Below are 26812 nucleotides of genomic sequence, written 5' to 3' on the forward strand. Positions count from 1 at the left end.
AAAATCTTTAAGATGCGTTTGGATCGCTCTTATTAATTACTAGCTCTGGCGCCATTAGTTGTCTGGTGGTTTTTTCGATCATTGGCGGTGGTTCAATTAGGTCATTAGGGCTAGTTGCTTCAAAATCTTTAAAACGTCTTGCTGAAACTAATATTCGGGTTTCTAGGGTGCCGACAGCATTGTTATATGCTTCAACCGAAGCATTAAGTGATTTACCTAACCGCACAAAATGATTACCTAAATCAGTTATGCGTTTGTAAAGCTCGCGTCCTAGTTGGCCAATTTTTATACTATTTTCGGCAACGGCTTCTTGGCGCCAACCATAGGCTATAGCTTTAAGCAAAGCGATCAGAGTTGTTGGGGTAGCTAAGACAACATTTTTTTGTGCGCCGATTTCAATAAGCGTGGGGTCTTGCTCAAGCGCGGCCGAAAAAAACATTTCGCCTGGTAAAAACATCACTACAAATTCAGGGGTTTTTTGAAACTGCTCCCAATAAGTTTTGCGAGATAAGTTTAAAATATGTTGACGTAATTGCCGCGCATGATCTGCAAGTTGTGCCGCCCGTTCATTATCATCAGTACTACTTGCAGCCTCAAGATAAGCCGCAAGTGGGGTTTTAGCATCGACGACAATGCTTTTGTTGCCGGGCAAATGAATCATTAAATCAGGTCGCAAGCGGCCATTATCAGTGTCGACGCTTTCTTGTTCGGTAAAATCGCAATAACTAACCATACCAGCCAGTTCAACCACACGACGTAGTTGCATCTCGCCCCAACGGCCTCTTACTTGTGGGGCGCGCAGAGCTTTAACCAAATTCGCAGCTTCAGTGCGCACAAGTTGTTGTGCTTCAGCCATGCTCCGCAACTCGGTAAGCAGGGCGCCATAAGCATGCTCGCGACTACGTTCGATTTCGTTGATGCGCAAATCAACTTTGCTTAATGATTCGCGCAACGGTTTAAGCAGTTCGGTAATTGCTAGCTGGCGTTTTTCAAGATCGCCTTTAGCAGCATTTTGGTATTGTCCTAAAGAAGTTTGTGCCAATTCTATAAAAGAACGCGAATTTGCACTAAGAGCATCAGATGCTAATGCTTTAAAAGCCTCAGTGAGTTGCTGGCGAGTATTTTCAAGCAGGGCAAGTTTTTCATTAGTAGCACGACGTTCATTTTCAATGCTAGCTTCTGCTGCAGCACGACGTTCAGTTTCGGCCACTAAAAGCTGTTGTTGTTCATTGCGTAATTGTAAAAGGCGTCGCCACATTAGTAGCGCGCCGAGAGCTATACCAATAAATAATGTTGCGATAAGAACGGTAAATTCATAAAGGTTCATTTTGTACAACCCGTATAAGTAAAATTAACCTACAACAAGACCTGTCTTACCTACTAGGTCAAGGGGTTAAATAAAATCTCGTAAAATTTATAAAAAAGAATATGGCATTGGCTAGTATGCTAGAGTTAATATGGCTTTTAAAATTGACTTGAAGGAGAATTTAACAATGCAACGTTGGCTTATTGTGGTAGCATTGCTTTTAGGCGCCTGTAGCAAGTCTGAAACCAAATCAAATTCAGCTACGACAACACCACAACCTAAATCGATAATGGTTAACATAACAGGCCAAGCGGCAATTAGTGAAGATATCTTTAAACGATATGCTTTAGCCCAGCAAAAAATTCTTAGTCTAACTAAAAACTATACCAACGAAATGTTAAATAATATTGAACAAACACGAAATTTAGCCAAAACTAACAAAGAAGTGGCAGCCCTAGCAGCTAAACAACAAAATGAGCGCCGACTTTTATATAATGAAAAAGTAAAAAAAATTCGTGAAGGTGCTAAAGTCGATAAAGACACCTGGAATTTACTCGACAAGCTATATGATTCTTTATTCACTAGCAGAATGGCATGGCGCCAAGGTGGTGGGGATGCTGCTATTAAAAAGCTAGAAGAAGAGGTACAAGCCCATCTTGATAAAATGCCTGAAGATGTACGCAACGAAGCAAAGCCTGAAATGATGAAACTATCAGATGGCCTTAAAAACTTGCGTAATGGTGCAGAAACCCGCAAAAAATATGGCGACGCTGCAGTTAATATGGCGCTTAAATATGGTGCTGAATTAGAGAATTTACGGCAAGAATTATTTCAATTAACTGTTCGACAACGCAATATACATAAGTAATGGCAATTTATATACTGCGCCATAAAAAAGTAAGTCGCTATAACACGCAAGAGATTAGATAAATGCTATATTGGCGGTAGGCATGCATCAGGCCAAGTATCAGGGCAACAGGGTACTGGATAAGCATTAGCGCATTCTGGCGCGCAGCCTTCGTCAAGTTGTATAGTAAATTGATAAGGATTAACTTCGTCCCAATCATTTGCCATATGATCATTAACCCAAACTTGAATGTTGTTGTATTGTTCAGTGCCAGCATCATTTTGATCTGCTACATATACGCAATAGGTGTTGATATCTTCAGCAGGACCTACGCGCTCATCAAAAATTGGTTGAGTACACAGATGACGATTAACCGTATCGCATGTGCCACCATGGTTGCAAGAATGGTTGAGGCAGTCGTCTATAGTATCTGAGCTCGGTATGCCAGCACCCTGGTCTGAACGACGAGTAGCAACAATACGAATATCTACTGAACTAGCAGGCATGCTAATACGTAGGGTTAAGCCACTGCCTTTTACTCCAGTAACATCAATATTAAAAAAGTCTTGATCGCCTTCGTAAGAAATGTAACCTTGTTGAGTGATAATATATTGATTATAAGAAGCGTTTAAAACTGAAGTTCCAGTAGGGCTACCAATAGTAACTGAACGTGGCGTTCCTAAAAAAGCACTACGATTAATGCCATACTGTAATGGTCGTACGACAAATTTATTATCAGGATTGGTGCCTAAGTCACCATTTGTATCAGGTTCGGCTTTATGGGTAAAGGAAATCGAATACGTTTTAGTGTTACTATAACCTTGAACATAAGGATTAGAATCAACATTAGTTACCAAAACATATAAGACTCCGCCAAAATCTGAAAATAATGGCAGTTGCGTTTCAATATAATTTGGCGACAGTCCCCCAAATTGAAAGTCGCCGGGGCCTTCAGTTGAAGGTCTTTGTACCCATGGTACTATACAAGTGTTAGTTGCGGTAATACAGTGACCGCCCGTTACGCAATCGGTATCTTCGGTGCAAGTATTAGTACTGGGAGTGAAAGTAGTTATGGTTAATATATAATCTTTATCGGGGTCAGCGTTACTATTTAATAACATGTAGATTAATGAATTATTAGTGTTTGGAGCAGCTTGAATTTTAAACCAATCCTGATCATTTTGAGCAATAAGCGTATTTGTATTTAACGATAATGATGAAGGAGTTGTTGGTAAATTTATATTTATCGCAGTATCTGGGGTGTCATTGCGAGTAGCTTCGCTACTATCTGTATCCAAACTTACAGTTAACTGATAAGCTGTATCAGTATCAATATTCAGGGCATTATCTTTAACGGCGATGAAAATCGGCTCACTAGCACTTTGCACAACTATAGTTATACTACGAGTGTTGATAGCGTCCAAACCACTAGTTGAACTTGTAACCTTACTGCTAAGATATTCAGTAGTTCCTTGATACATCGTAAAAGTTGGATCGCTGCCACTGTTTTCAGGCCAAGTTAAGGTAACAGTCACTACTGGCTGGGAACCCAAATTGGGATTAATAACATACCAATCGATATCTTTAGTAGTTGAAGCGTCACTACCTATACCACCTACGTGAGTAATATAACCTTCAACTTGAGTGCCTGATGTTAAGGTCGTTGCAAGATTTTTGGTGTCATTTGGTTCGTTGGTATCGGGATTGGCCGCAAGCGTAGTTTTGGCATAATATTTAACATCTGCATCAGCAACTTTTGATAAACTGTCACGTACTACTAGATAATAAGTTCCAGCTATGAGACTAGCAAAAGCCGTAACAATGCGATGTTGTGAAGCATTGGTAGTAGGTTCAATAACCGTGGCGAGTTTTTCACGATTGCTAACACATTGTTCACCGGCGCTGGTATTGCAATCAGCATTGGTAATACAAGTTTCGCCAAAGGCAGCGCGGCGGCAACCACCTCGCAAAGTATCACACACTTGCGTAGTATCAGCACACTTATTATCTGTACCGCATGCTGGTGGACTGGCCGGCATGCAAGCACCAACTGGGCCATACCAATCAAGTGCCAATTGCATCGTAGCTAATTTAGAGTAGCTAATATCTACGGTTAGCAATTGCGCTGCGGCAAGATCGATCTTCCAGTAATCTTGGTCGCGCTGTGGGCACATGGTATCTGAAGCATCTGTACCTGCCGTCAAGGTAAAAGCAGTATCAAAACCAAGTGAATCATCTACCGGGCACACCACAGTATTATTACCCGTATCAGGCGCGTCAGCTTTACCGGTGGCGTCAGTTTCGCACGCCGCGAGAATGCTTGCAAACGCGATAACTAATGTGCGCGCAAACAGTCTAATTGCGGGTCGAATTTTGTTGGCTCGACGAAAGTTTGTTGATCGCAGTATCCTTCGGTAAGACAAGTTCCATAGGGGCAAAGGTCGTTGTGATGGCATTTTTGCGCGTCCTCACTTGGTAAACACCAGCCAAGCTTCTCATCACACGTACCGCTGGGGCAAGGCATATCATTGCCGCATGGTAGCGTTGTGAAAATACTGGTAAGACAAAAGCCGCGTTCTTCCGAGCAAAGATCACCCGGTTTACAGTCGCGCTCATCGCGACAGGCGGCAAAGGGATCGACTGGGCAATAACCAAGCTCGGTGTCACAAACATCACCAAAACCAGCACAATCGGCATTGTTAGTGCAAGCTTTGGGGGTATAACCTGCTGACAGGCACCAGCCGTGTTTAACACTACATATACCATCGCCAGCACCTGAGCTTGTATCACAATCACTATTTCTTATGCATGGTACACAACTGCCATTTACACAAGGTGAGCCACGGCAGTCATCTCTATTATTGCAGGCGCCACTTGGTGGAGCACCTGAGCGCGGTCGGCAGCGGGAAGAGGCTAAATCACATTGGTTTGGGCGATTATCAGTGGCTAATTCGCAATAAAAACAGACACTCGGCCCTGATTCGTCAACATCATTGCCATTTTCGCATCCTTCATCAATTAGACTCGGATTGCCAGCACCATCAAAGTCAATTAGCCCATCACCATCATCATCAAGCCCATTAGAACAGGCATACTCAATATTAGTTAGTGATAATTCTTCGTTTGGATCACTTGCGGCATAGCAGCCAGGGTCAGCGGGGAAATCAACTAAACCATTGCCGTCATTATCGATATGATCTGAACATTCGGGCAATGTAGTTGGGTCGGTTTCCTCAATGTCATAAGCACTCTGACATCCGGGATCTAGCGGCCAATCAATTAAACCATCACCATCGTTATCAACGCCATCTTTGCAAGCGGTTGAAGGAGATTCATCATTATCCATTGAATCGAAACAGTCGGGGTCATTTGGATAATCGGTTTTACCGTCACCATCATTGTCAATACTATCACTACAAGCGGGGCATAAGCCGACATAAACACCATCGAGAGGCTCGCCTACTGCAGTAGGTGGACGATAACAGCGACAGGAGCCATCATCTTCGAGGCGACACCAACGAGTATTTAAACCACAATCACTATTAACACTCATATTACAGCGGGTGTTATTAGGTTGATAAATAGGGCTGGCATCATAAGTATGTGAGGGCCGACGCATAGGTAATTCAAACCGCCCTCCTGGTGGCGTTTTTAAATCACGCTCGGCAATAAAGCGTGCTTCAACACAAGCAACTCGGTAGAGTAGATCATGAAGTGGATCATCATAGGGAGCTTCGGCAAAGTAAAGCATTATACGATTCCAGCCAGCACGGTCATTTGGTGGTGGCAAGTTTTCGCTGCTCAACCCAGCACGTGCTGAACCTAATTGAATATTAGAAACAGAAAAATCATAACATGCTTGACCGTCAGTAATAGTACGCTCAGCTTGCAAATAGTTATAGGCGTTATCAGCACGTGAACCAGCGTCATCTACTTTAGGATCAGTATGCCAGCGTAATTCGTTAGCATCAGAGCCACCATCATTATCAGCATCGAGTTCACTGTCTTGCAGAGGCGTAGCGCTGCGAGGATTACCACCACTCTTTAACTCTACATCGTCAGTAATGCCATCATTATCGGTATCAACGCTTTTACGAGATGTGCCAATAAGCATTTCTTCGCAGTCACGCAACCCATCACCATCAGTATCCATCATATCAGCTTCAGTACAACGTGTATCAGAAGGATCTAATGGATTAAGGCCACTGCTGCGAAAGCGCCATTCGATAAAGTCATTAATGCCATCACCATCACTATCGGCAAGAGTTGAGCGTGAGCCAATGATATCTTCTTCCCTATCACTTAGACCATCACTATCAGTATCGGCTTCAACTGAGTCGCCGTTTGGTATCGCCCCAGTATTAAATACGGTAAATTGTGATAAGGCATACATGCGACGAGCTTTTGCTAATTCAAAACTTTGAAAACTTATAGCATCACCATTTTCAAATTGAGCAAAAGAACCACCACCTACACTAGCCATACGCATCAGTAAAGCACGAGTCTGATGCCCAAGGCTTTCATTATTATTAGCGGCAAGTGGGTCAACGCGCAGATATTGCCGTAAACAGTCATTTTCGCTATCGCTAGCATTACCAGGAATAAATGCACGTGGGTCAGTGACAAATGCAGTGCTAAATTCTATGGGAACACGATGCATTGCAGATAGTTGAGATATATTTTTCACGCCATTGACCGCAGCAGTTGGTGAGTTTGCTTCACCGCTACAATTGTTTGGATAGGGCATACCGTCTGATAAGAAAATTATCTGATAGCGACTGCGTGCACGAGCAATATCAGGTAATCGCGCCATATCACTATCAAGCATTAAAAATGCGGTAGATAATGCTTTTTCGTAGCTAGTATTAGCCCCGGGATTGGCTACACTCATTAAAGAAGAAAGCAAGGTACGGCCATCACTGGTAAAACCAGGCAGCCCACTTTTATCGCGTGTATGCACGGTAATATCACCATAAAAACTAAGTAAAGCAAATTCGACACCCGGTTGCAGACGATAAGTAGTAGGGTCTTCGACAAAACGCATAATTACTTCACGTACAGCATCGACACGACGGTTGCTGGGATCGGTTACCACCATTGAGTTTGAGCGGTCGATGATAAACATTATTTTTAAAAAAGCGTCTAAGGTAGAAGCTTTCTCAGCACACATTGAACCATTAAGGGTTATTTTATTATCTATAGGATGTTCGCGAAGTTCAGGCGGTATATATATTTCGCTTTTTGAACAACTAGCAATATAAGTGAGCAAAAGCAGTAATGGAGCATGTCGTATCATGATAACCATCTTACCTTCAATCTTTGCTAAACCTCACGCTATTGAGGAGTTATGCAATCGGTAGTTGGGTCAAAGATATTACCTAATGCTTCATCACTATTAAATATTGGGTCATCACTCCATAAATATTTAAAGAAACGTTCATCTACATCGCGGTTGCCAAAATCGGGATCATTTTCATCTACCACCGATAATTGCACTTCACCGCCAGCAGGAACTTTTAAACTTGGTGGTATATAACGAGCATTAATACAAGCGGTGCGGATTAATGGTGGTCCAGCAAGATTATCTGCCATGCTTTCGACTATATATAAACGAATATTGTTATGTCCTACTTCTAAATTCAAGTCATTGTTTTCTTTAGTTGGAGCAAGTTTTATATGCCTAATTACAAAGTCGTAGCATGGTCGGCCATCAACAGTTTTTTCTACTTCTTCTAAATCATAACGATAACGAGCTTGGGTAATAACATTACTTTGTAGTGATAAAGGTGGCAAATGCCATGTAGATTCGCGACCATTGGGAATGCCGTCACCATCAAAATCACGCTCATAATCCCAAAGCAAGGGATCAGTACCAAAGGCTAATTCAAGTGGATCAGGGATGCCATCATGGTCAGTGTCGGGTGTCGAGCTGTTAAGACCATAATTATTTTCTTCACAATCATGTATGCCATCGCGGTCAGTATCAATATAGGCGCGCCCATTTGGACCAATTTCAAAATTGCAATTCATTGGTGCGGTTTTGTCACAGGGAGCAAGGGGGTCAGCACCGTCAACGTCAACAAGTTTGGGCATACAGGCATCTAATGGATCAAAACCAAATGAACGACGATGCTCTTCAAAAGCGTCGCTATAGCCATCACCATCAGTGTCGGCGACACGTAATTTTGTACCAATTTTTATTTCTTCAGCATCAGAAAGTCCGTCACCATCAGTATCAACAGTATAACCTTGAGCATTAGGTAAGGCCATCAAGTTATTGGCAATAAAGCCACGAACTACACGTGGTTGTTGCAGCGATTGATAGTCAATTTGTAAAAAGTTAATTTGATCACCACCATAAAACTGCATGAAGAGCCCATCACCAATATTGGCCATTTCTTGGACGAGTGGGATAGCTTGAGCGGGATCACCGAAAAGTTGAATAATCGCATCATTTGCTTGCGGATCGAGCACTAAACCAGTGTGCATGCGCATTTCACCGACACCATAACGTGAGGCAAGATCCATAATATCTTGGACTTTAGCTAAAATTTGATAGGGTTGGTTATAATCATTGCCGGCCATTAGCTCTAAGGTAGATAGGCCACCAAAGAGAGTGGCATAATTAGGAAGATCCCAACATAAAGTGTTGTTATAGGTGCAAGTCGTACCGTTGCATACAGTAGTATCAACTTCATCGCTTACATGTAGCGTGCAATTGATATAATCTTGATTTTCGCAAATATCATTTAGACCGTCGATGGTGTCTAACGGATCAAGATCATTACCAGCGCCTACTTTGCATTGCGGATCTGGGAATCCATCAGAAATAAAAATAATTACATATTTTGTACGCCCTAGCTCAGCAGGGCCCCTTGTAGGGTCATTTCGTATATCGGTCATATCGCGCAACAATTCAGCGTAAGCAACCGCCAGTGCACCCTGGTAGTCAGTAAGGGTATCAGCTTTGGTAAGATCAATTAATCCCGGCATTATAGTAGATAAATCATTAGTGAAAACTGGTGGTGGCACAGGATTACCAAAATTTGGGGGAGTAGTAGATACCGCCGCATTGAATACTATAATTTTAAAGTAGACATTGGGTTGACCAAGAAGTGCACCAATGGCGTTTTCAACCGCAACTACTCGTTGGCGGTTTTGATCGCTAAATTGCAAGGATCCCGAGCCGTCAACAATGAACATTATTTTGACCGGATAGGCGATATCAGCGGCTGGAGAGGCGCAAAAGCTACCCTTTATAGTAAGTTCGTCGTCATATTCGAGTGATATAACCTCAACTTGCGGATATTCAAGCCTTGAATCAGTACAAGCGCTTAAAAAAATAAAATAAGTGAGGGCTAAAAGGGGAGCACAACCACAAAAGGAACGAGTACGGCATCTTAACTTACTAAAATAACCCACGACCTACCTCATACCACAAAAGGGTTGCCACACCACGCAATAAACGCCGCACCCGGAGGAGCAGGTGCGGCGCTTTATATTATTGCATAGTTTTTATAAGGATACCCTTATTTAGCGGCGTCGTCGTCGGTTTAGCAATCCAGCTAAGCACATTATTCCGGCAATTAAGGCACTTGAGCCACTGATAGCAGCGCAACCGCCTTTTTTAACACCACTAACATCTAGCATAACCGATGCAGTTTGTGCTGAGCGGCCCATAGTATCACCATTGGGCAGTTCGGCAGTAACACTGACTACATAGCGGCCACGGGTGTCGGGTTTTAGGCGAATATTGTTTAATTCAGTACATACAAAGTTGTCACCTTCACCTTCGCCACGAACACAACTGGCAACTTGAGGGCTATTACCAAGAGTTGAGGCTATTGATTGAGCATTCTTTAATACTGCCTCACTCTCGCTGGGGGCTTCTGCCAAACGTGCGGTCCACTTATGCTGTACGCCTAAGCGATTAGTAATTAGGGTAATTGGAATATCATCGCCAGTTTCGAAGGTGCCATCTTTACGTTTTGAAACAGCGGTAAGCGCAATATTAAAGGCACCATCAGTATCTAAGCATTCAGCATCTGCTGCATGCGGATATTCGGCATAATAGCATTCTTCAGTGTCACATGATTGTGGAGCACCCTCTTCCCAGAGGCCATTATCACCCTTGCCGTCACGATCTAAATCGATTTGCGCAGCATTGGGTACATCTGGGCAGTTATCTTTATAGTTAAGTACGTCATCACCGTCACGATCTTCGTCGCAGGCATCACCTTTGCCGTCACCATTACGATCATCAGTAGCATATCCACCAGGAAGTGGACCCATTGTTGGACAAGGATCTTCTAAATCATTAAGACCGTCTTGGTCAGCGTCATCAACACAGAGACCATTTTCGGGATTATCATCAGCACGTAGTGGGCAAGGGTCATCTGCATTATCTACGCCATCGCCATCAATATCTGGATCACAAGCATTACCCACACCGTTACCATCAGTATCTTTTTGGGTAGGGTTATATACTAATTTGCAATTATCTGGTGCATCGTTTAGTACACCGTCACCATCAATATCATCGTCACACAGGTCACCTACACCATCGCCATCAGTATCTTTTTGATCTTCATTAATAATACTAACGCAATTATCACATGCGTCACCCACATCATCACCGTCGCCATCGAGTCTATCGATATTTGACATAAATGGGCAATTATCAAAATTATCTTCGATGCCATCACCATCAAAGTCATCAGCAAATTGATAGCTTTGGCCACTATCAGTAAGATTAACTAAAAATGAGCCGCCACCACAGCCACAACCACCTCCTGATTGCTGCGGGGCACCACATTCTGTTGAGCCTATACACTCGATTGCCATTGCTGTCCCGCCCCACAATAAGGCGGCACAAAAACCTATGAACATATAGAACCGACGCTGCATTTGAATCCTCCTATGTCATCACTCTTATTGGCTGCTGCAAGAGCAATAACAAAAACTTGTTTAGCTATCTTATCTCCAGTTAAGACTCTTTTCATCAAACGATTTTGTGTCGTAGTGATCTTTTATTGATGATTTTATAAAAGAGACAGTTGATGTATTAAATAGTATGTCGCCGAACCATACGTAATTATGTAACATTATTATTTAGTTAGATATTATTAGTTCCGATCCTGTCTTTTTTAGCGAGACAAATGTTTTTTTACATAAGTACTTTTATTCATAAATGATTGATAAAATTTGAAGGTTATTATTTTATATAGGGGCGCTGCTTTTCGTGCCTGACAAAGCGCCCCTACATATCGTTGCCAGATATACCAAAGGTCTGCTATGCGCATGCAATGTTTGCTACAAATACAAGATTTACCACTTTTGCTAAGGCATTAGTTGTTAGTGTTTCTTGTCTAGCGACAGTAAATATTAATTCTGCTTTGGCATTTACCCCGACAGCATATTTTTTATTACAACAATTAGCACAAAAACGTCAGAGTCTTAATGCTCGCGATATTAGCGCACAGTTTCGTACAGAGATAGCCGGTGTCGATGTACCCATCGAAGAATATTTATATCTAAAGTATCCAGAACGTATGCGTTTAATTTCGCAATATGACCATGGTGAAGTTATTTATATTGAGCGTGAAGGCAAGCGGGTGATGCAAACAGAACAACAAGTTAAGAAACTTACTAATGCTATTGATTTAACCGCATCATTATTAGTTGCTGCTGGCAAAGATATTGATCAAAAAGCCGTGCGTATGCTCAAAGCGCTAAAAGCCGCAGGTATTGATACTTCAATAGTTGCCTATGGTCATTTAGATGATACTATTGCCTATGTTATTGGGGCACGACCTTTTGAAACTGACAAACCGCAAGTATGGCTTAATCAAGATACTCTGCAATTATTAAAGACCATAATTATTGATAAAGAAAAACCCAAAGCTGTGGTTGAAATGCGTTTTCTTGATTATGGTTCGCCTACTGGTGGCGATTTTCTTCCAGCGGTAATTGAAGTTTATCGTGATGGCAAATTGGTACGGCGTGCCGAACTTTCAAGCTTAGCGATTAATCGTTCATTACCAGAGACACTTTTTGATTTGCCGCGTTTGCGCTAAATGACTGCGCCAATTGAGTCTCCTACCAAAAACGAAGTAATAGTTAGAGTGGTACTTAATGAGCCTGTACCATTGTTAGACTATCGCGTTCCTTCACATCTACAAGAACAGGTACGCAAAGGTATTGCCATACTTGTGCCACTGCGGCGTCGGCGTACCGGGGCTTATGTAACTGAAGTACGTTATGGTAATGCACCAGCTGGAATAACTTTAAAAGATATTGAAGGCATAGATCCTGAGCGTCCGGCTTTGCCAGAATCACTTATTGATTTAATATTATTTGCGGCAAAGTATTACATTGTAAGTGCAGGTGAGATGTTAGCTTGCGCTTTGCCTTCAATGGCACGCTTAGCTGCGCCAACTTATCGTATTACCAAAAAAGGACGTGAGGCCATTAATCAAGTCAAGTCAGACTCAATATTAAAGTCTATTCTTGATATTGCTGCTTCAGTTCGTAATGGTTTTACCGTAGTTGCCTTAGAACGTCGTCTTGGTTTAAGTCGTCGTTTGGCAGCTCGTGAGTTAAAACATGCCACTAAGGAAGGTTTACTTTATATTAGAAGCAGGCGAACTCGTCGTCTAGCACTAACCCAAGAAGTTACTCCCACTATATTACTTTCTACAGAAAATATTAAAGACGTCATCCCCGCGAAAGCGGGGATCCAGAATCTAACTAATGCCCAAGCCGAGGCTACTGCAAAAATAACTCAAGCAATTGATAAAGGTAAGTTTCAAGCAATACTACTTGAAGGAGTTACTAGTAGCGGTAAAACCGAAGTATATATGCAGGCTATCGCTCACGCCTTAGCAGCAGGTAAAACTGCACTAGTGTTAGTGCCTGAGATTGCTTTAACTCCGCAATTAGGCCAAGCGTTTATCAATCGTTTTGGTGATCGCGTAGCAATTGTTCATTCAGGCTTAACGGTTTCCCAGCGTCGTGATCAATGGGAACGAATTGCTAATAATGAAGCTTGTATTGGCTTAGGTGCACGAAGTGCGATTTTTTTACCTTTTATCAATATTGGGGTGCTGGTAGTTGACGAAGAACATGAAGCTACTTTCAAACAAGAAGAAACCCCTCGTTATAATGCCCGTGATTTAGCGGTAGTGCGTGCAAAACATGAAAATGCCGTAGTAATATTAGGTTCAGCGACGCCTTCACTTGAATCAAGAGCTAATGCAAATCATAGTCGCTATCAGCATTTATTACTTTCTGAGCGAGTACATCGCCGTCCTATGCCCGAAATTGAAAGAATAAATTTGCAAACTGCGCCAAAGATTGGTGAGGGTTTGCTTACTGAGCGGATGGCCCGTGCTCTTGAGCGAGTGCTAACTAGCGGTGAACAAGCTATTTTATATCTAAATCGCCGTGGTTTTGCTCCTTATGTTTATTGTCGTGATTGTGGCTATGCATATCGTTGTGTTGACTGTGATGTAGCCCTAACTTTGCATCGCGCTAAAGATTTGTTGATTTGTCATCATTGTGGCTATCAAGAAATGACCCCTGATGAATGCAAAAAGTGCAATGGCAATCGTTTAGTTAGCTCAGGGGCAGGTTTAGAAAAGCTTGATATCGAATTAAAAGAATTTTTTGGCTCAATAAAACTAGCACGTCTTGATCGCGATAGCATACGTACTCGCAAACAATTGCTTGAGCAACTACAACTTTTTCGCAGTGGCGAGGCTAAGATATTATTGGGCACCCAAATGGTCACCAAGGGGCACGATTTTCCGGGGGTTACCTTAGTTGGGGTAATTCAAGCTGATAATAGTCTAAATTTTCCGGATTTTCGTGCTGCAGAGCGTACCTTTCAATTATTAACTCAAGTAGCTGGCCGCGCTGGTCGAGGTGATAAAACAGGAATTGTTATTGTTCAGGGCTATGACATTAATCACTACGCCATCGAAACTGCAACTCGTTATGATTATATGGGTTTTGTTGAGCGAGAATTAGCACACCGGCGAGAAATGAATTATCCCCCTTTCAGCCATTTGGCGCTATTACGTTTAGAAGGGACAAATGAAAGTCAGACGCAGATCGCGGCTAGTACTGCTTGCGAAGAATTGCAGGCACGGATGCGTGGCTGTGTAGAAGCAAATGAGGTATCAATATTAGGCCCAGCACCAGCGCCAATTACGCGTTTGCGTGGTAGATGGCGTTGGCAAATATTAATCAAAGCAGCTTCAAGGGTGGCGCTTCGTAAAGTGATTGCACCAGTTAAAATATCAGATAGTGTCAGGCAAATTCTTGATGTTGATCCATACAGCATGTTGTAATTATAAAAATATGGAATTTTAATTTTTTTTAAGTATAGGTTTTTATGACGAAACCGATTTTAATAGTTGATGACGCTCAAAACAGCCTAGCTGAGCTGGCCTCGATAATTGCGGCCAAAGGCTATCAAGCTATGGTAGTGCCAGCTAATGCGGTGGCGGTTGTCCACTTTGCCGAGCAAAAACCAGAGCTTGTTTTTGTAAGCTTAGGTTTGCCAGAGCCATTAGTGATTTGTGAAGGTATTCGTTCGGATCCTGATGGTGCAATTGTTCCCATAATTTTAATCGGTAGCAATCATGCTGAAGTTAATTCACCTGCAGATGCGTTAAATCAAGGCGCTGATTATTATTTTTCTTTGCCCATAGATGACACCAAGGTTATTGCTAAAATTGCAACTTACATTGGTCCGGGTGAAGCATTTGCGCAAGAGGTAATCAAACTATCAGTAACAGGGGCAATAGCAGGAGCAACAGCAGGGGAATCAAACGAGAGTACTATTAACAATATTAATGCACCTCAAATAGAAGCTTCGGTTTTAAATAACGCACCAATTTCAGCGCCTACTGAGGCAGATCCGCCGTTGAGTGGTGTGATAACTCAAAGTGAATTAGCAGTAACAAGTAATTTACCAAAGATTGTTTCTGATGATTTAGCCTCAACTGCTAAGGCATCTTTGAAAATGTCGAATGCCGCCGATGCATTGCTGGCAGTTATTGCTGAAAAAGAAGCGGATTTTTTAAGAAGTGATGATAATAGTGAGGCCACTAATTACGATGTTGAAGCTGCTCGTCGTGCTGAAAATGAAGCATGGCGGCGTACTGAACAAGAGCTACGTTTAGACACGTCATTACCAACACCACAAAACTATGACGAAGCGCGTCGTCAAGCTGAAGCACAAGCACGCCGTCGTATTGAAGAAGAGGCGCGTCGACAAGCTGAACAAGACGCTCGTCAGCAAGCTGAAGCACAAGCCCGTCGTCGTGTTGAAGAAGATGCCCGTCGTCGTGTTGAAGAAGAAGCACGCCGTCGTATTGAAGAAGAAGCGCGTCGCCAAGCCGAAGAAGATGCTCGCCATAAGGCTGAAGAAGATGCCCGTATGCGAGTAGAAGCCGAATCTCGTGAGCGTATCGATGATGATATTCGTAAAAAGATTGAAGAAGAGACACGTCTTAGACTTGAACAAGAAATGCACAGCCGTATTGAAGAGGAGACTCGCAAACATATTGAAGTAGAAACGCGGCGTAAACTTGAGCAGGAGTTAAGGCATCGCACTCAATCAATGGAGAGTAAAGAGGCTGAAATTCGTCGACAGGTTGAATTAGAACTTCGTCGCGAAATGGGTTTACCAGCACCTGCGGAAAATACTGTGACAAGCAGCCAGCTTGATACTACTTTTGCAGCGAATCATGACCCAGCAAAACCAGAAGTAAGACCGGTAAAAGATGTAGCTAAAGCAGCAGGTATAATTGCAGCTGATCCCAGCGAAGGTTTAATCGAATCAACTAATGATATCGCGATGTTGATGTACTCGTTTTATACGCAAAAAATAAGCGGTCGCGTAGATTTTACTTCCCAATCTCGCCAGAAAACGGTGTTTTTTGAAAAAGGTATACCGGTAGATGCATATTCTAGTCAGGTATATGATCGTATTGAAGAATACCTTTTACGCGAGGGCCGTATTACTCGTGCTCAATATCAAGATGTGCGAGTTAAATCACTGCGAGGTCCACGGCGGGTGGCGGCTTATCTTGCCAGTGAAGGTTATTTAAAACCTGATGAATTATTTGTGGCAGTTCGTGGTCATCTGCAAGAAACTTTATATGGCTTATTTGAATGGGAAGAAGGCGAGTATCACTATTTTGTTGAGCGTGTGGCACCTGAGGATAAAGTTGCCTTAGATTCTGATCCGCGCGTAATTATTGCCGAGGGGGTTCGACGTAAATATCTCTTGCCACGGATGATGACTCGGGTTGGTGGGCCAAGCTCCATAGTGGTGGTACGAGGAAATAAGGCAGATTTAGAGTCATTAAATTTAGCTAGCGAAGAATTGAGTGTGGTTCGTTTGCTTGATGGCACTCGTAGTTTAGAAGATGCAATATTTAGTAGCGGTATTGAAGCACTACGTGTTTATCATGCTGTAGTTATTTTAGTGACCATGTCATTAGCTGAAGTTACTGTACGTGGGATTGAAGGAATTAGTAAAGACGGCGCTAGTGGTGCTGATGCTATTGATCGTGCCCGTATTAGCGATAAGCTTGAACAAGTTAGAAACGATGATTATTTCAAAATACTTGGGGTAACTCGAAGTGCTACTACTTTTGAAATTGACCGCGCTTATGAACGCATTTCTGGTGAATTTCAACCGCAGCGTTTCTCTAGCAAAATTCAAGAAGATATGTACGACGAATTATTTGAAATTGAACAAGTATTGCGTGAAGCTCGCCAGGTATTACGCGATGAAAAAGTACGCGAGAGGTATGATAAACATATACCAATTTAACATGCTAAAATTGTCAATTATTGTGTTGTCGCACCGAACGTCCAAACATTAGTGATAATAAAAAGACTACAAATAAAGCTAATACAATAGTTGCTCCAGAAGGAGTATTGAGTGCATAACTACTCCATAATCCGAAGCTAACACAAATAATCGTAATCCCAATTGCTATTAACATCATAGTCAGTAAATGACGTGCCAGAGGCCGAGCAGTGGCCGCCGGTAAAATTAGTAAAGCACTAACTAAAATTAACCCTACGACTCTAACTGCAATAACAACAGTAAGAGCAATGGCAGTTAACAAACCATAATGAAGCAAACGTACTGGTAATCCAGATGCTTCTGCCATTACTGGGTCAAAAGTAAATGAGCTTATTTCTTTAAAAAAGATAACTATAAAACCTAACACCACAATAGCAACAATTGCTGCTGCCGTAACATCATGATTATCAGTGGCTAAGAGATTGCCAAAGAGATAACCGAAAATATCTACAGAGTAATTACGGCGTAGAGCTAAAATCAATACTCCTAACGCCATAGAAGCCACTAGAAAAATACCGATAGCGCTATCAGCAGATACTCTACTACCACGACTAGTAAGTCCAATAAGATAGGCGGTCGTCAGGCAAAAAATAATAGTAGTAAAAGTAATGGACGATTGCCCCAATAACAAACCAATAGCTACCCCACCAAAGGCGGCATGAGATATCCCTTCGCCAATAAAAGCCCAACGCTTTAGTACAATAAATACTGACAATACGGCACAGAGCAAACCAACAATAAGCCCGATTATTAGAGCTCGTTGCATAAATGCATATGAAAAAGCGGTTAGCATTATTGCTCCATTTTTTAAGTATCTTTTGGTGGTGCGCTAGTGGTTGCTGAATTATTTTGTGATGTTGGTTCGTGTGTTTTTAAAACTCGATGTGGCACATCTCCATGTATACAAAGTTCGAGATGGGGGCCAAATAATTCATACAGCGTTTGATGATTTAGCTGTTTAGGTGAATCGTGTTGATACATAAGTCGATTAAGGCAAGCGACATTAGTACAATGTTGAGAAACCGCACTAAGATCATGCGATGACATAATCAGCGAGATACCAAATTGTTGTTTAAGTTTAGCTAAAAGTTCATAGAACGAAGCTTGTGCCGCTTGATCAATGCCAGTAGTTGGTTCGTCGAGTAAAAGTAATTTTGGTTGAGTAGCTAAGGCACGAGCGATCAAAACTCGCTGGCGTTGGCCACCAGACAAATCACTAAAAGAACGATGCCTATAATGAATCATAGCCACTTCGGTTAACATAGCAGCAGCAACATCACGATCTTCAGCGGTAAGCGAATGAAATAATCCCCTTGTAGGTATGCGCCCCATTAATACAACATCTAAGGTTGTTGCAGGGAAACCAATAGTACTGGTGTTTCCTTGTGGAACATAGGCAACTAATTGGCGTTTGTTTCCAAGTTTTAAAGGATTAGTACCAAATATTTTTATTTCACCACTCCATCCTCGAATTAGGCCAAGCATAATTCTCAAAAGAGTAGTTTTGCCGCCGCCATTAGGACCAATAAGTCCGACAAATTCATTTTCTTCAATTTGTAAGCTGACGTTTTCGAGAATTAATTGTCCCGCGATTGCATAATTTAAACCACTAATTTCAACAGGTTTCACTTAATTTTTCCATCGAATGCACTTTTTAGTTGGTGCAGATTAAATTTCATCAGGCCAATATAAGTCATAGTTTCAGGTTGTAACGGATTACCGAGTGGATCGATAGTGATTAATTTAATACCAGTCTCAGCGGCAATTACTTCACCTAGTCTTGGATTAAATTGTGGTTCGACGAGTACTGCTGTTGCATGTGAATTTTTGATGTCATCAATTAAAGTGGCAAGGTGTTTAGCGCTAGGCTCTTTGCCGGGGGATGGTTCAATTATACCGATAATTTCTAGTTTGTAGCGCTGAGCGAGATATGCATAGGCATTATGAAATACTACAAATCGGCGTGCTCGAAGTTGGCTCAAGGTTTGCTCATATTCACCATGCAGGTTATTAAGTTTTTGTATAAAAGCTGTGGTGTTTGAAACATATTCCTCACGTCCGCTTATATCCATAGCAATCAGTCCATCACGTGCATTGTTAGCTATTTGCATTGCGTTTATCGGGTCTAGCCAAAAATGTGGATTAACTTCAATATCTTCATCATCATTTTTGGATGTAGTAGTGTGCTCATGATGTTCAACGTTTTCACCATGCTTTTGTGGTTGAATATCATCATGATGATGATTTGAAAAAATAGTAGGGATCCCGGCAGATACCGTAATTACTCGTAACTGATCATGACCAAGAGAATTTACAAGTTTATCGGCCCAAAATTCTAAAGACCAACCAATTTTAAAAAAGGCTTTGGCTTTGCTTAAAAGTATTAACTCAGCCGGAGTAGTTTCAAAAGTATGTGGGCTGGCACCTGGCGGTAAAAGTGTATGAACCTGCATACGATCACCAGCGATTTGACGAACTATGTCAGCTAGCGGGGCAATTGAAGCAACCACATAATTTGGAGAAGTGACAGGTGATTCGAGGCTTTGCGGTAAAGGTTTATTGGGTTGATTTCTCGCGATAACAAAAGCGATAATGGCTGTAATGGCAATAAATACAATAAGTAATAATGTACGCATTTTGGGTTGCATGATGACCTCGTGAATTAAATAATGATATTGCAATTGCATTTGCAATATCATGCAGAAAAAGTCAATCGTTTTTAAAAAATATTTAAATATATTAATATGTAATAGTTATAAATCTAACTTAATATTTATATCATAAAAATGATTATGCAATTGCATTTGCAAAGATGAGCAGATTCTGATTATATAGTAAACATGGCTGAAGTTAAAAGACAAACGGCACAACGAGCTGCTATTGAGCAAGTATTTAATAGTGAGCAAAGGCCATTAACGGTTGAAGATATTGTTAAGCTCGGTCGCAACTATGTGCACTCATTAAACCAAGCGACAGTATATCGAAACCTGAAGGTGCTGCTTAAAGATGGTTGGCTGCGTCAAATTCACCATCCAGCCTTTGGCAATTTATATGAAAAAGCCGAAATAGGTCATCACCATCATTTTCATTGTCGTATTTGTGGACGTCTTTTTAGTTTAGAAGTATGTACGTGCAGCAATATTGACCAAGCTCCTAAAGGTTTTATTACATTAGGGCATGATGTTTTTTTATTTGGTTCATGTCCATCATGTTCACGATAAAGGATTAATAAATAACCCTTGCCGCAAACTTTAAGTTTGTACTGTTAGCTTGATATGGAAATACTTACTTCGAATATAAATACCCAAAGTGCAGAGTTTATAGCTAACGCTAAATATCATAAGGATTTGGCACAACAGCTACGACAGCGTTTGGGTTCACTTAGAGATGGGGTTAGCGCTAAAGTTAAAGATATTCAACGTGCACGCGGTAAATTATTGGTTCATGAAAGAATCGAGTATCTTATTGATGCCGATTCGCCATTTTTAGAACTATCTCCGCTCGCGGCGTGGGGGCAATACGACAATAAAGTCCCAGCAGCGGGGCTTATAACTGGGATTGCCGTGGTCGCAGGGGTTGAATGTGTAATTGTAGCCAATGATCCTACAGTTAAAGGTGGAACGTATTTTCCTGAAACCATTAAAAAGCATTTACGTGCTCAACAAATTGCGCTCGAAAATAGACTTCCCGCCATATACTTAGTTGATTCAGGCGGTATTTTTTTGCCAATGCAATCACAAGTATTTGCTGATCAAGAACACTTTGGCCGTATTTTTTACAACCAGGCTTTAATGTCTTCACAAGGCATTGCCCAAATATCAGTTGTGTTAGGAATGTGTACTGCAGGTGGTGCATATGTGCCAGCAATGTCTGATGAAAATATTATAGTCAAAGATGTCGGCACAATTTATTTAGCTGGACCACCATTAGTAAAGGCAGCTACCGGCGAAGAAGTAACTGCCGCAGAATTGGGTGGCGGTGAAATGCATGCTCATGTTTCTGGGGTTGTGGATCATTTTGCAGAGAATGAGCATGAAGCTTTACATATATGTCGAAATATAATTGAAAACTTAAATATAAAGAAACGAATCGATCTTACGGTATGTCAACCTGAATCTCCGGCTTACGATGTTGATGAGTTGTATGGTATTTTACCGTGTGAAAATCGACATCCCTATGATGTTCGCGAAGTAATTGCTCGCTTAGTAGATGGCAGCCGTTTTCATGAATTTAAAAAAAATTATGGAACTACCTTAGTATGTGGCTTTGCCCGTTGGATGGGGTACCAAGTAGGTATTGTAGCTAATAATGGTGTATTGTTTAGCGAAAGTGCATTAAAAGGAGCGCACTTTGTAAATTTATGTCATCAGCGGGGTATCCCGCTAATATTTTTGCAAAATATCACTGGGTTTATGGTGGGTACTCGTTATGAACAAGGTGGTATTGCTAAAGATGGCGCCAAAATGGTGCAAGCGGTAGCAACAGCTAATATCCCCAAAATTACCATAGTTATTGGCGCTTCGCATGGTGCTGGTAACTATGCCATGTGCGGTCGTGGCTATTTTCCTCGTTTTCTTTTTACCTGGCCCAATGCTCGGGTGGCGGTGATGGGTGGCGAACAAGCGGCTCGCGTATTAGTGCAAGTGCAGCAAGAAAAACTTGCCCGTAATCAAGAAAAATTATCTAAAGAAGCAGAGCGCGCAATTAGCGAACCAGTTTTAGCTGAGTATGAACACGAAAGCGATCCCTATTTTGGTACCGCACGATTATGGGATGATGGTATTATTGATCCTAAAGATACTCGTGCAGTAGTGGCGCTAAGTTTATCGGTTGCTTTAAATACGCCTATTGAGCGCGGGGCTAGTCCGGTATTTCGGATGTAAGTTTAAAATGCTCAAACAACTCGGAGTTATAGCGGTTTCCTCTTGAAGTGATTGTAACGAGACGCGACAGACCGTAGCCGAAAATGGCGCCCGAGGAGTGAGCAGCTTAAGGAATATTAGACATATTTCGAGCAGCGAAAGGACGAGGCCGCCATTTGCAGGCAGGTATGTCGTGTCGCAGTAGATCAATTCAAGAGGAAACCGCTATAATGTCGTCTAACACCGTTTGTTTGGTGCAATTAGACTATTTTTTTACTTTAAGCTTGATTCTTACAATAGTAATGCTAGTCTTACTATATGATTGCTAAAGTATCAGTAAAAGGTCAAACCGTTATTCCGCAAGCCATTCGCGAGCAGGCGCATATCAAAAATGGCGATGAATTGGATGTTGGTTATTTTAACGGACTTATCATTATGCGCAAACGTCAACCGTTAACGCCAGCACGCGTACGTTCACTAATCATGGCTGGTCGTGAACTCCCTGAAATAACCGAAGCTGACGAACAAAATGTAAATCGTCTTGTGCAACAAGTAAGAAACCGACGTAAATAGTGAAAGTTGTTTTCGATACCAACGTTGTAGCTAGCGCTAGCTTTTGGCAAGGTTCACCCTTTCGTTGTCTTGCTGCTTGGGCAAATGGTTACTGTAAAGCTGTAGTGAGTCCAGCTTTACTTTCTGAATACCATGAAACCATCGAAGAGTTATACCGTGAATATCCTAACAGAGCATTTGTCAACTGGGTGGAGGCATTAACTAAAACTGCAACTTTGGTATTTCCGGTTTATCGTGTTACTCACGTTACGTCTGATCCTGCAGACGAAATGGTTATTGAATGTGCATTAGCTGGAGAGGCAGATATTATTGTAAGTGGAGATAAAAAGCATCTGTTAATATTGAAACAATTTGAAGATATTGCGATAGTTAGCCCATCAGAATTTATTAAGCGAGTACCTGATAGGGCATAATTAGACGCTCGAGGATCGAGAAACAATCTAATTATACTGCTACTTAAGCAGATGAAATGTATCCAAAGTCTGACGCCTGTGTCTTGCTATATTAATCTAACAATGTCATACTTACTTTTTATAAATATTCTTACATAAGGGTAAGAAATTATGCCGAGCGCCATAATCTCTAGTAAGGGACAAGTCACTATTCCAAAAGCTATACGTAAAGCTTTAAAGGTTGACGTTGGAGATCGGCTTGATTTTTATCTCACCAGTGAAAAGCGCGTAATTGTTTCTGCTGGTACTAATGATATTACTAAACTAAAAGGAATACTGCATCAATCTGATCGTCAACCTGTTAGTATTGAAGAAATGAATGTAGCTATTGCACGCCATAAATAATGCGATGTAAAAAATAATCATGTTCGGTATAGATACTAATATTCTGGTTCGTTATTTAACCCAAGATGACCCCAATCAGGCTAAAAGAGTAAATAAATTATTCGATATCGCGGTAAAAAATCGTGAAAAAATACACATTGACATTGTGGTTTTGTGTGAATTGGTTTGGGTATTGCGTGAAGCCTATGGTTTTAACAAAAAAACTGTAGTCTTAACCATAGAACAAATTTTAAGCGCTGCCCAATTTTCTATTCAAGATCGCGATATCATTTCACAGGCACTTGAAATATATAGCCAAAACAACGGCGATTTTGCTGACTATCTTATCGGTCTAAAAAATCGTATTCGCGATTGTAATATTACAGTAACATTCGATAAAGCACTTAAAAACAACCCACTGTTTTCATTACTCTAACCTACTAACTAGGTAAAGTTCTAGCTTATGCTATTAGAAGGTGTAGGCAAAGTCCCCCCACCAGTGGGTATATAAGCTCACGCTATGTTTTAATTGACGTATTATATTTATCCATATAATTGGCGATAACCGTGAAGATATTAGTTGCAAATAGAGGTGAGATTGCTTGCCGCATCTTGGCGACGCTGCGCGAAATGGGTATTGCCTCAGTAGCTGTTTATACTGAGCCTGATGCGCAAGCCGCTCATATTTTTATGGCCGATGAGTCGGTAAAATTAAACAATCCCAATGACTACAATAATTATTCGGCACTTTTAAATGCCGCCAAGCAAACTAAGAGTCAAGCTATCCATCCCGGATATGGGTTTGTATCTGAGCAGGTAGATTTTAAAAAGGCATGCGATGATGCTGGGGTAATTTTTATTGGGCCATCAATAGCAGCAATGAACCAACTTGGCGATAAGGCCAAGGCGCGTCAATTAGCCCAGAGTGTTGGGGTTAATGTAATTCCTGGGATTAATAATATATTAGATATAAATAGCTTAACTACCGCTGCGGCAGCTATTGGTTATCCACTTATGCTCAAGGCAGTATTAGGAGGGGGTGGCAGAGGCATTCGGTTTATTGAAAATCCTGATCAATTAGAGCCTGCTTTTAATGCAGCCACGCGTGAGGCAAATACTATCTGCAATGATAGTACTTTATTGCTTGAAAAATGCATTGTTAATGCTCGCCACATCGAAGTGCAAATATTAGCCAATGGTAAAAAAGTTATTGCTTTAGGTGAACGTGAATGTTCATTGCAGCGTCGTAATCAAAAATTAATCGAAGAGGCACCGGCAGTCGGTATTGCTGAAACGACACGTCAACATTTGATATCATCAGCAATTGCTATTGCCGAAGCTGCGCAATACAGTGGTGCAGGTACAGCAGAATTTTTATTAGATACTAGTGGTCAATATTATTTTTTAGAATTCAATCCCCGTTTACAAGTAGAACATCCTGTAACTGAGATGTTGACCGGTGTTGATATTGTGCGAGCTCAAGTAGAGCTTGCCTTGGGTGGTAAGCTGCCCGAGGGTTCATCAATACGAGGTCATGCTATTGAAGCTCGTTTATGTGCTGAAGATCCTTTTAATAGCTATGTGCCACAAGCCGGACGCATTGAAGTATTAGAGCTACCTCATCTACCTGGTGTAAGAATCGATAGTAGCCTATATACTGGTTCGATTATTTCTTCATATTATGATTCTTTACTATGTAAAATAATTGCTTGGGGACAAAATCGCGAACAGGCTCGCCAACGTTTATTAACTGCATTAAAAAATACAACTATATTAGGAATTATCACCAACCAAAATTTTTTAGTGCAACTATTAGAATCTGATTTATTTGCTAGCGGAGCAAGTTATACAACAGCGATAGACTCGCGAACATGGATAAGACCAGAATTGCCAGTATATGCTCGGGCAGCAGCAGAACAAGTTTTGCTGCAAAAGCATCGAAGTAATACTAATACTAAATCACAAATTAATAGTAATGAAGACTATGATATATATTCACCATGGCGAGTATTAAGCAGGTTTAGAATTGGCCAATGAGTTTCGTAATTATTGAACATAATGGTGTTAAGTATCGGGTGCCGATAGCTAATACCAATGCAGGCGTTTGGGTTGGTTTTGCTGGCGGCGCAGTTTTGTATCGTCCCCAAAAAGATACCAAAAAGCAGTCAAAACAAGATAAAGTTGTTGCTCCTATGACCGGCAAAATCATTGACGTATATGTACAAGAGGGTCAGCAGGTTGCTGCTGATGATATTTTAATAGTTATCGAAGCGATGAAAATGGAATATCGGCTTAAAGCACCACGTGCTGGAAAAGTAATTTCAGTAGATTGTAATCATGGAGAATTAGTTGATTTGGGTGCGGTGCTAATAACGATAAATACTTAATATATTATCATAATTTGTGTAAATCAGTCATCTCGACTAACTTCGCTCTTGAGCTAATAATTTAATAAACGCATTCTCTGGTAAAGCTTCTAGCGAAGCAACAACTATATCAGCAGACAATTGTGAATGATGTTCTGATAGTACACCAATAGAATGCATGCCGGCGCGTTTTGCCGCTTCAATACCTGCAGGGGCATCTTCAACAACAATACATTGTTTTGCCGAAATATTAAGTCGCCGCGCCGCTTCAATAAATACAGCGGGGTTTGGTTTACCTTCACCAACGTCATCAGCAGAGACAACAATATTTAAAAACTTACCTAAGCCAAGAGCTGCAAACGCCGCATCGATATTGGCATGTGGTGCTGATGAAGCAAGTGCTTGTTGCCAGCCAGTAGCTTGTAGACGTTCTAACCAAGCTGCAGCACCAGGCAGCAATTTTAGGCCTGCTGTTTTTAACATACCTCTATAGGTTTGTTCTTTTTTTTCGCTAATATTTTCTATGCGCTCAGCACTCATATCGACGCTAAATATTTGGCGCAGAATCTCATCATTGCGTTTGCCAAAATTTGTAGCGAATTCTTGTGTAGATAGGCGCTGTCCTTCTTGGGCAAGAACTTCACACCATGCTTGGTAGTGAATATTTGCAGAATCGATGAGAGTACCATCAAGATCCCAAAGTACGGCCATGTTTGATATAGTTGCAGTTGACATAGGTTTATCATACCACCCGTTGGTTAGATATAATTTGAATAATAGCGGCTCTTAATTTTACGTTATTATTCTGTCAAGCTCGATAATGTATATGGCGTGAATAAAAATTATTCGACACTCTTTTCGAATAAGCTCATCTAAAATTCCTAATTCTTAAGTTTTCTGTTCTTTAAATCTTCATTTTTATGTTTTGAACTTACGTATTTAAAAAACTTAAGAATAGGGAACTGGAAATGAAAGGCCATGATATAGCTGATAGACTGCTACTTTTATCTTTTCTTATTTGTGATCATATCTATTATGGTTGTGGAGGGTTATTTTTTTTTAAGGGTGTCGCTAGTACGCAAGGCTAATTTATTAGTACTTTTATTGTTTGTCTTCTTTATTATTTTAGAATTCGACACTTTTTGTCCTGAATTAGTTGGTAATGCACTTATTTGTAGCGTGGTGATTTTAG

Annotated in this window: 21 protein-coding genes; 12 read left to right on the plus strand and 9 right to left on the minus strand. The window is 41.2% G+C overall.

All coding sequences use genetic code 11. The features are described 5' to 3' along the window. Positions 1-7: 7 nt before the first annotated feature. The gene (rmuC, locus tag JW841_04825; protein MBN1960248.1) at positions 8-1300 is read right to left on the minus strand and encodes a DNA recombination protein RmuC; all 1293 of its coding nucleotides are present in this window, start codon (positions 1298-1300) and stop codon (positions 8-10) included. Positions 1301-1493: 193 nt separating this feature from the next. On the opposite strand from rmuC, the gene JW841_04830 reads away from it, so the two are divergent. Then, positions 1494-2174: a hypothetical protein gene (locus tag JW841_04830; GenBank protein MBN1960249.1), complete on the plus strand. Its 681-nt coding sequence runs from the start codon at positions 1494-1496 to the stop codon at positions 2172-2174. Between the two features lie 65 nt (positions 2175-2239). Here the strand turns inward: JW841_04830 and JW841_04835 are convergent, their stop codons facing one another. The 4 genes from JW841_04835 to JW841_04850 all read right to left on the minus strand — a co-directional run bounded on the left by JW841_04835 (position 2240) and on the right by JW841_04850 (position 11060). Continuing rightward, entirely contained in the window at positions 2240-4576 is a 2337-nt protein-coding gene (locus tag JW841_04835; GenBank protein ID MBN1960250.1) for a hypothetical protein, read from the minus strand. Further along, positions 4489-7449: a VWA domain-containing protein gene (locus JW841_04840; protein MBN1960251.1), complete on the minus strand. Its 2961-nt coding sequence runs from the start codon at positions 7447-7449 to the stop codon at positions 4489-4491. Before JW841_04840 ends, JW841_04835 begins: the two co-directional genes overlap by 88 nt. A 38-nt stretch (positions 7450-7487) precedes the next feature. Continuing rightward, complete coding sequence (locus JW841_04845) at positions 7488-9575, minus strand: VWA domain-containing protein (protein MBN1960252.1); 2088 nt, start codon at positions 9573-9575, stop codon at positions 7488-7490. A 111-nt stretch (positions 9576-9686) separates the two neighbouring features. Next, complete coding sequence (locus JW841_04850; protein ID MBN1960253.1) at positions 9687-11060, minus strand: thrombospondin type 3 repeat-containing protein; 1374 nt, start codon at positions 11058-11060, stop codon at positions 9687-9689. Between the two features lie 398 nt (positions 11061-11458). Between JW841_04850 and JW841_04855 the strand changes: the two genes are divergently transcribed. From JW841_04855 to JW841_04865, 3 genes are read left to right on the plus strand one after another with little or no spacing between them, the layout of a single operon-like run. Then, the gene (locus tag JW841_04855) at positions 11459-12229 is read left to right on the plus strand and encodes a hypothetical protein (protein ID MBN1960254.1); all 771 of its coding nucleotides are present in this window, start codon (positions 11459-11461) and stop codon (positions 12227-12229) included. Further along, positions 12230-14506 (plus strand): primosomal protein N', encoded by a 2277-nt coding sequence (priA, locus tag JW841_04860; protein MBN1960255.1) that lies wholly within the window; start codon positions 12230-12232, stop codon positions 14504-14506. It abuts the gene before it with no gap. A gap of 44 nt (positions 14507-14550) precedes the next feature. Then, entirely contained in the window at positions 14551-17004 is a 2454-nt protein-coding gene (locus tag JW841_04865; protein MBN1960256.1) for a DnaJ domain-containing protein, read from the plus strand. A gap of 13 nt (positions 17005-17017) precedes the next feature. Here the strand turns inward: JW841_04865 and JW841_04870 are convergent, their stop codons facing one another. Genes JW841_04870 through JW841_04880 form a run of 3 tightly spaced genes read right to left on the minus strand, consistent with a single transcriptional unit; the run spans position 17018 to position 19691 of the window. Beyond that, positions 17018-17836 (minus strand): metal ABC transporter permease, encoded by an 819-nt coding sequence (locus tag JW841_04870; protein MBN1960257.1) that lies wholly within the window; start codon positions 17834-17836, stop codon positions 17018-17020. A 14-nt stretch (positions 17837-17850) separates the two neighbouring features. Continuing rightward, positions 17851-18672: a metal ABC transporter ATP-binding protein gene (locus tag JW841_04875; protein MBN1960258.1), complete on the minus strand. Its 822-nt coding sequence runs from the start codon at positions 18670-18672 to the stop codon at positions 17851-17853. Continuing rightward, positions 18669-19691, minus strand: coding sequence for a zinc ABC transporter substrate-binding protein (locus JW841_04880; GenBank protein ID MBN1960259.1), 1023 nt, complete (start codon positions 19689-19691; stop codon positions 18669-18671). Before JW841_04880 ends, JW841_04875 begins: the two co-directional genes overlap by 4 nt. Before the next feature lie 192 nt (positions 19692-19883). Here JW841_04880 and JW841_04885 point away from each other — a divergent pair, with 192 nt between their 5' ends. From JW841_04885 to JW841_04920, 8 genes are all read left to right on the plus strand, one after another. Continuing rightward, the gene (locus tag JW841_04885) at positions 19884-20264 is read left to right on the plus strand and encodes a transcriptional repressor (protein ID MBN1960260.1); all 381 of its coding nucleotides are present in this window, start codon (positions 19884-19886) and stop codon (positions 20262-20264) included. Positions 20265-20318: 54 nt separating this feature from the next. Next, positions 20319-21926, plus strand: coding sequence for a methylcrotonoyl-CoA carboxylase (locus tag JW841_04890; GenBank protein MBN1960261.1), 1608 nt, complete (start codon positions 20319-20321; stop codon positions 21924-21926). A 297-nt stretch (positions 21927-22223) separates the two neighbouring features. Beyond that, complete coding sequence (locus JW841_04895; GenBank protein ID MBN1960262.1) at positions 22224-22478, plus strand: AbrB/MazE/SpoVT family DNA-binding domain-containing protein; 255 nt, start codon at positions 22224-22226, stop codon at positions 22476-22478. Further along, the gene (locus JW841_04900) at positions 22478-22891 is read left to right on the plus strand and encodes a putative toxin-antitoxin system toxin component, PIN family (GenBank protein ID MBN1960263.1); all 414 of its coding nucleotides are present in this window, start codon (positions 22478-22480) and stop codon (positions 22889-22891) included. Before JW841_04895 ends, JW841_04900 begins: the two co-directional genes overlap by 1 nt. Positions 22892-23041: 150 nt before the next feature. Beyond that, positions 23042-23275, plus strand: coding sequence for an AbrB/MazE/SpoVT family DNA-binding domain-containing protein (locus JW841_04905; GenBank protein MBN1960264.1), 234 nt, complete (start codon positions 23042-23044; stop codon positions 23273-23275). 19 nt (positions 23276-23294) lie between these two features. Then, positions 23295-23690 carry a type II toxin-antitoxin system VapC family toxin gene (locus tag JW841_04910; GenBank protein ID MBN1960265.1) on the plus strand — a complete coding sequence of 132 codons (396 nt, stop codon included), beginning with the start codon at positions 23295-23297 and terminating at the stop codon, positions 23688-23690. 131 nt (positions 23691-23821) lie between these two features. Further along, positions 23822-25291, plus strand: a complete 1470-nt coding sequence (locus JW841_04915; protein MBN1960266.1) for an ATP-grasp domain-containing protein — start codon at positions 23822-23824, stop codon at positions 25289-25291. Continuing rightward, positions 25288-25641 (plus strand): acetyl-CoA carboxylase biotin carboxyl carrier protein subunit, encoded by a 354-nt coding sequence (locus JW841_04920; GenBank protein ID MBN1960267.1) that lies wholly within the window; start codon positions 25288-25290, stop codon positions 25639-25641. Before JW841_04915 ends, JW841_04920 begins: the two co-directional genes overlap by 4 nt. A 36-nt stretch (positions 25642-25677) precedes the next feature. On the opposite strand, the gene JW841_04925 is transcribed toward JW841_04920, so the two are convergent. Then, a complete protein-coding gene (locus tag JW841_04925; GenBank protein MBN1960268.1) occupies positions 25678-26355 on the minus strand; it encodes an HAD family phosphatase in 678 nt (225 codons plus the stop codon). Positions 26356-26812 lie beyond the last annotated feature (457 nt).

The sequence above is a fragment of the Deltaproteobacteria bacterium genome (assembly GCA_016931625.1).
In the GTDB taxonomy this organism is placed as follows: domain Bacteria; phylum Myxococcota; class XYA12-FULL-58-9; order XYA12-FULL-58-9; family JAFGEK01; genus JAFGEK01.

Excerpts from the sequence above, each read along its gene's own strand:
- JW841_04830 (MBN1960249.1), top strand. The coding sequence starts at position 1,494 with ATGCAACGTTGGCTTATTGTGGTAGCATTGCTTTTAGGCGCCTGTAGC.
- JW841_04840 (MBN1960251.1), bottom strand. The coding sequence starts at position 7,449 with ATGATACGACATGCTCCATTACTGCTTTTGCTCACTTATATTGCTAGT.
- JW841_04850 (MBN1960253.1), bottom strand. The coding sequence starts at position 11,060 with ATGCAGCGTCGGTTCTATATGTTCATAGGTTTTTGTGCCGCCTTATTG.
- JW841_04855 (MBN1960254.1), top strand. The coding sequence starts at position 11,459 with ATGTTTGCTACAAATACAAGATTTACCACTTTTGCTAAGGCATTAGTT.
- priA (MBN1960255.1), top strand. The coding sequence starts at position 12,230 with ATGACTGCGCCAATTGAGTCTCCTACCAAAAACGAAGTAATAGTTAGA.
- JW841_04865 (MBN1960256.1), top strand. The coding sequence starts at position 14,551 with ATGACGAAACCGATTTTAATAGTTGATGACGCTCAAAACAGCCTAGCT.
- JW841_04870 (MBN1960257.1), bottom strand. The coding sequence starts at position 17,836 with ATGCTAACCGCTTTTTCATATGCATTTATGCAACGAGCTCTAATAATC.
- JW841_04880 (MBN1960259.1), bottom strand. The coding sequence starts at position 19,691 with ATGCAACCCAAAATGCGTACATTATTACTTATTGTATTTATTGCCATT.
- JW841_04885 (MBN1960260.1), top strand. The coding sequence starts at position 19,884 with ATGGCTGAAGTTAAAAGACAAACGGCACAACGAGCTGCTATTGAGCAA.
- JW841_04890 (MBN1960261.1), top strand. The coding sequence starts at position 20,319 with ATGGAAATACTTACTTCGAATATAAATACCCAAAGTGCAGAGTTTATA.
- JW841_04895 (MBN1960262.1), top strand. The coding sequence starts at position 22,224 with ATGATTGCTAAAGTATCAGTAAAAGGTCAAACCGTTATTCCGCAAGCC.
- JW841_04905 (MBN1960264.1), top strand. The coding sequence starts at position 23,042 with ATGCCGAGCGCCATAATCTCTAGTAAGGGACAAGTCACTATTCCAAAA.
- JW841_04910 (MBN1960265.1), top strand. The coding sequence starts at position 23,295 with ATGTTCGGTATAGATACTAATATTCTGGTTCGTTATTTAACCCAAGAT.
- JW841_04920 (MBN1960267.1), top strand. The coding sequence starts at position 25,288 with ATGAGTTTCGTAATTATTGAACATAATGGTGTTAAGTATCGGGTGCCG.
- JW841_04925 (MBN1960268.1), bottom strand. The coding sequence starts at position 26,355 with ATGTCAACTGCAACTATATCAAACATGGCCGTACTTTGGGATCTTGAT.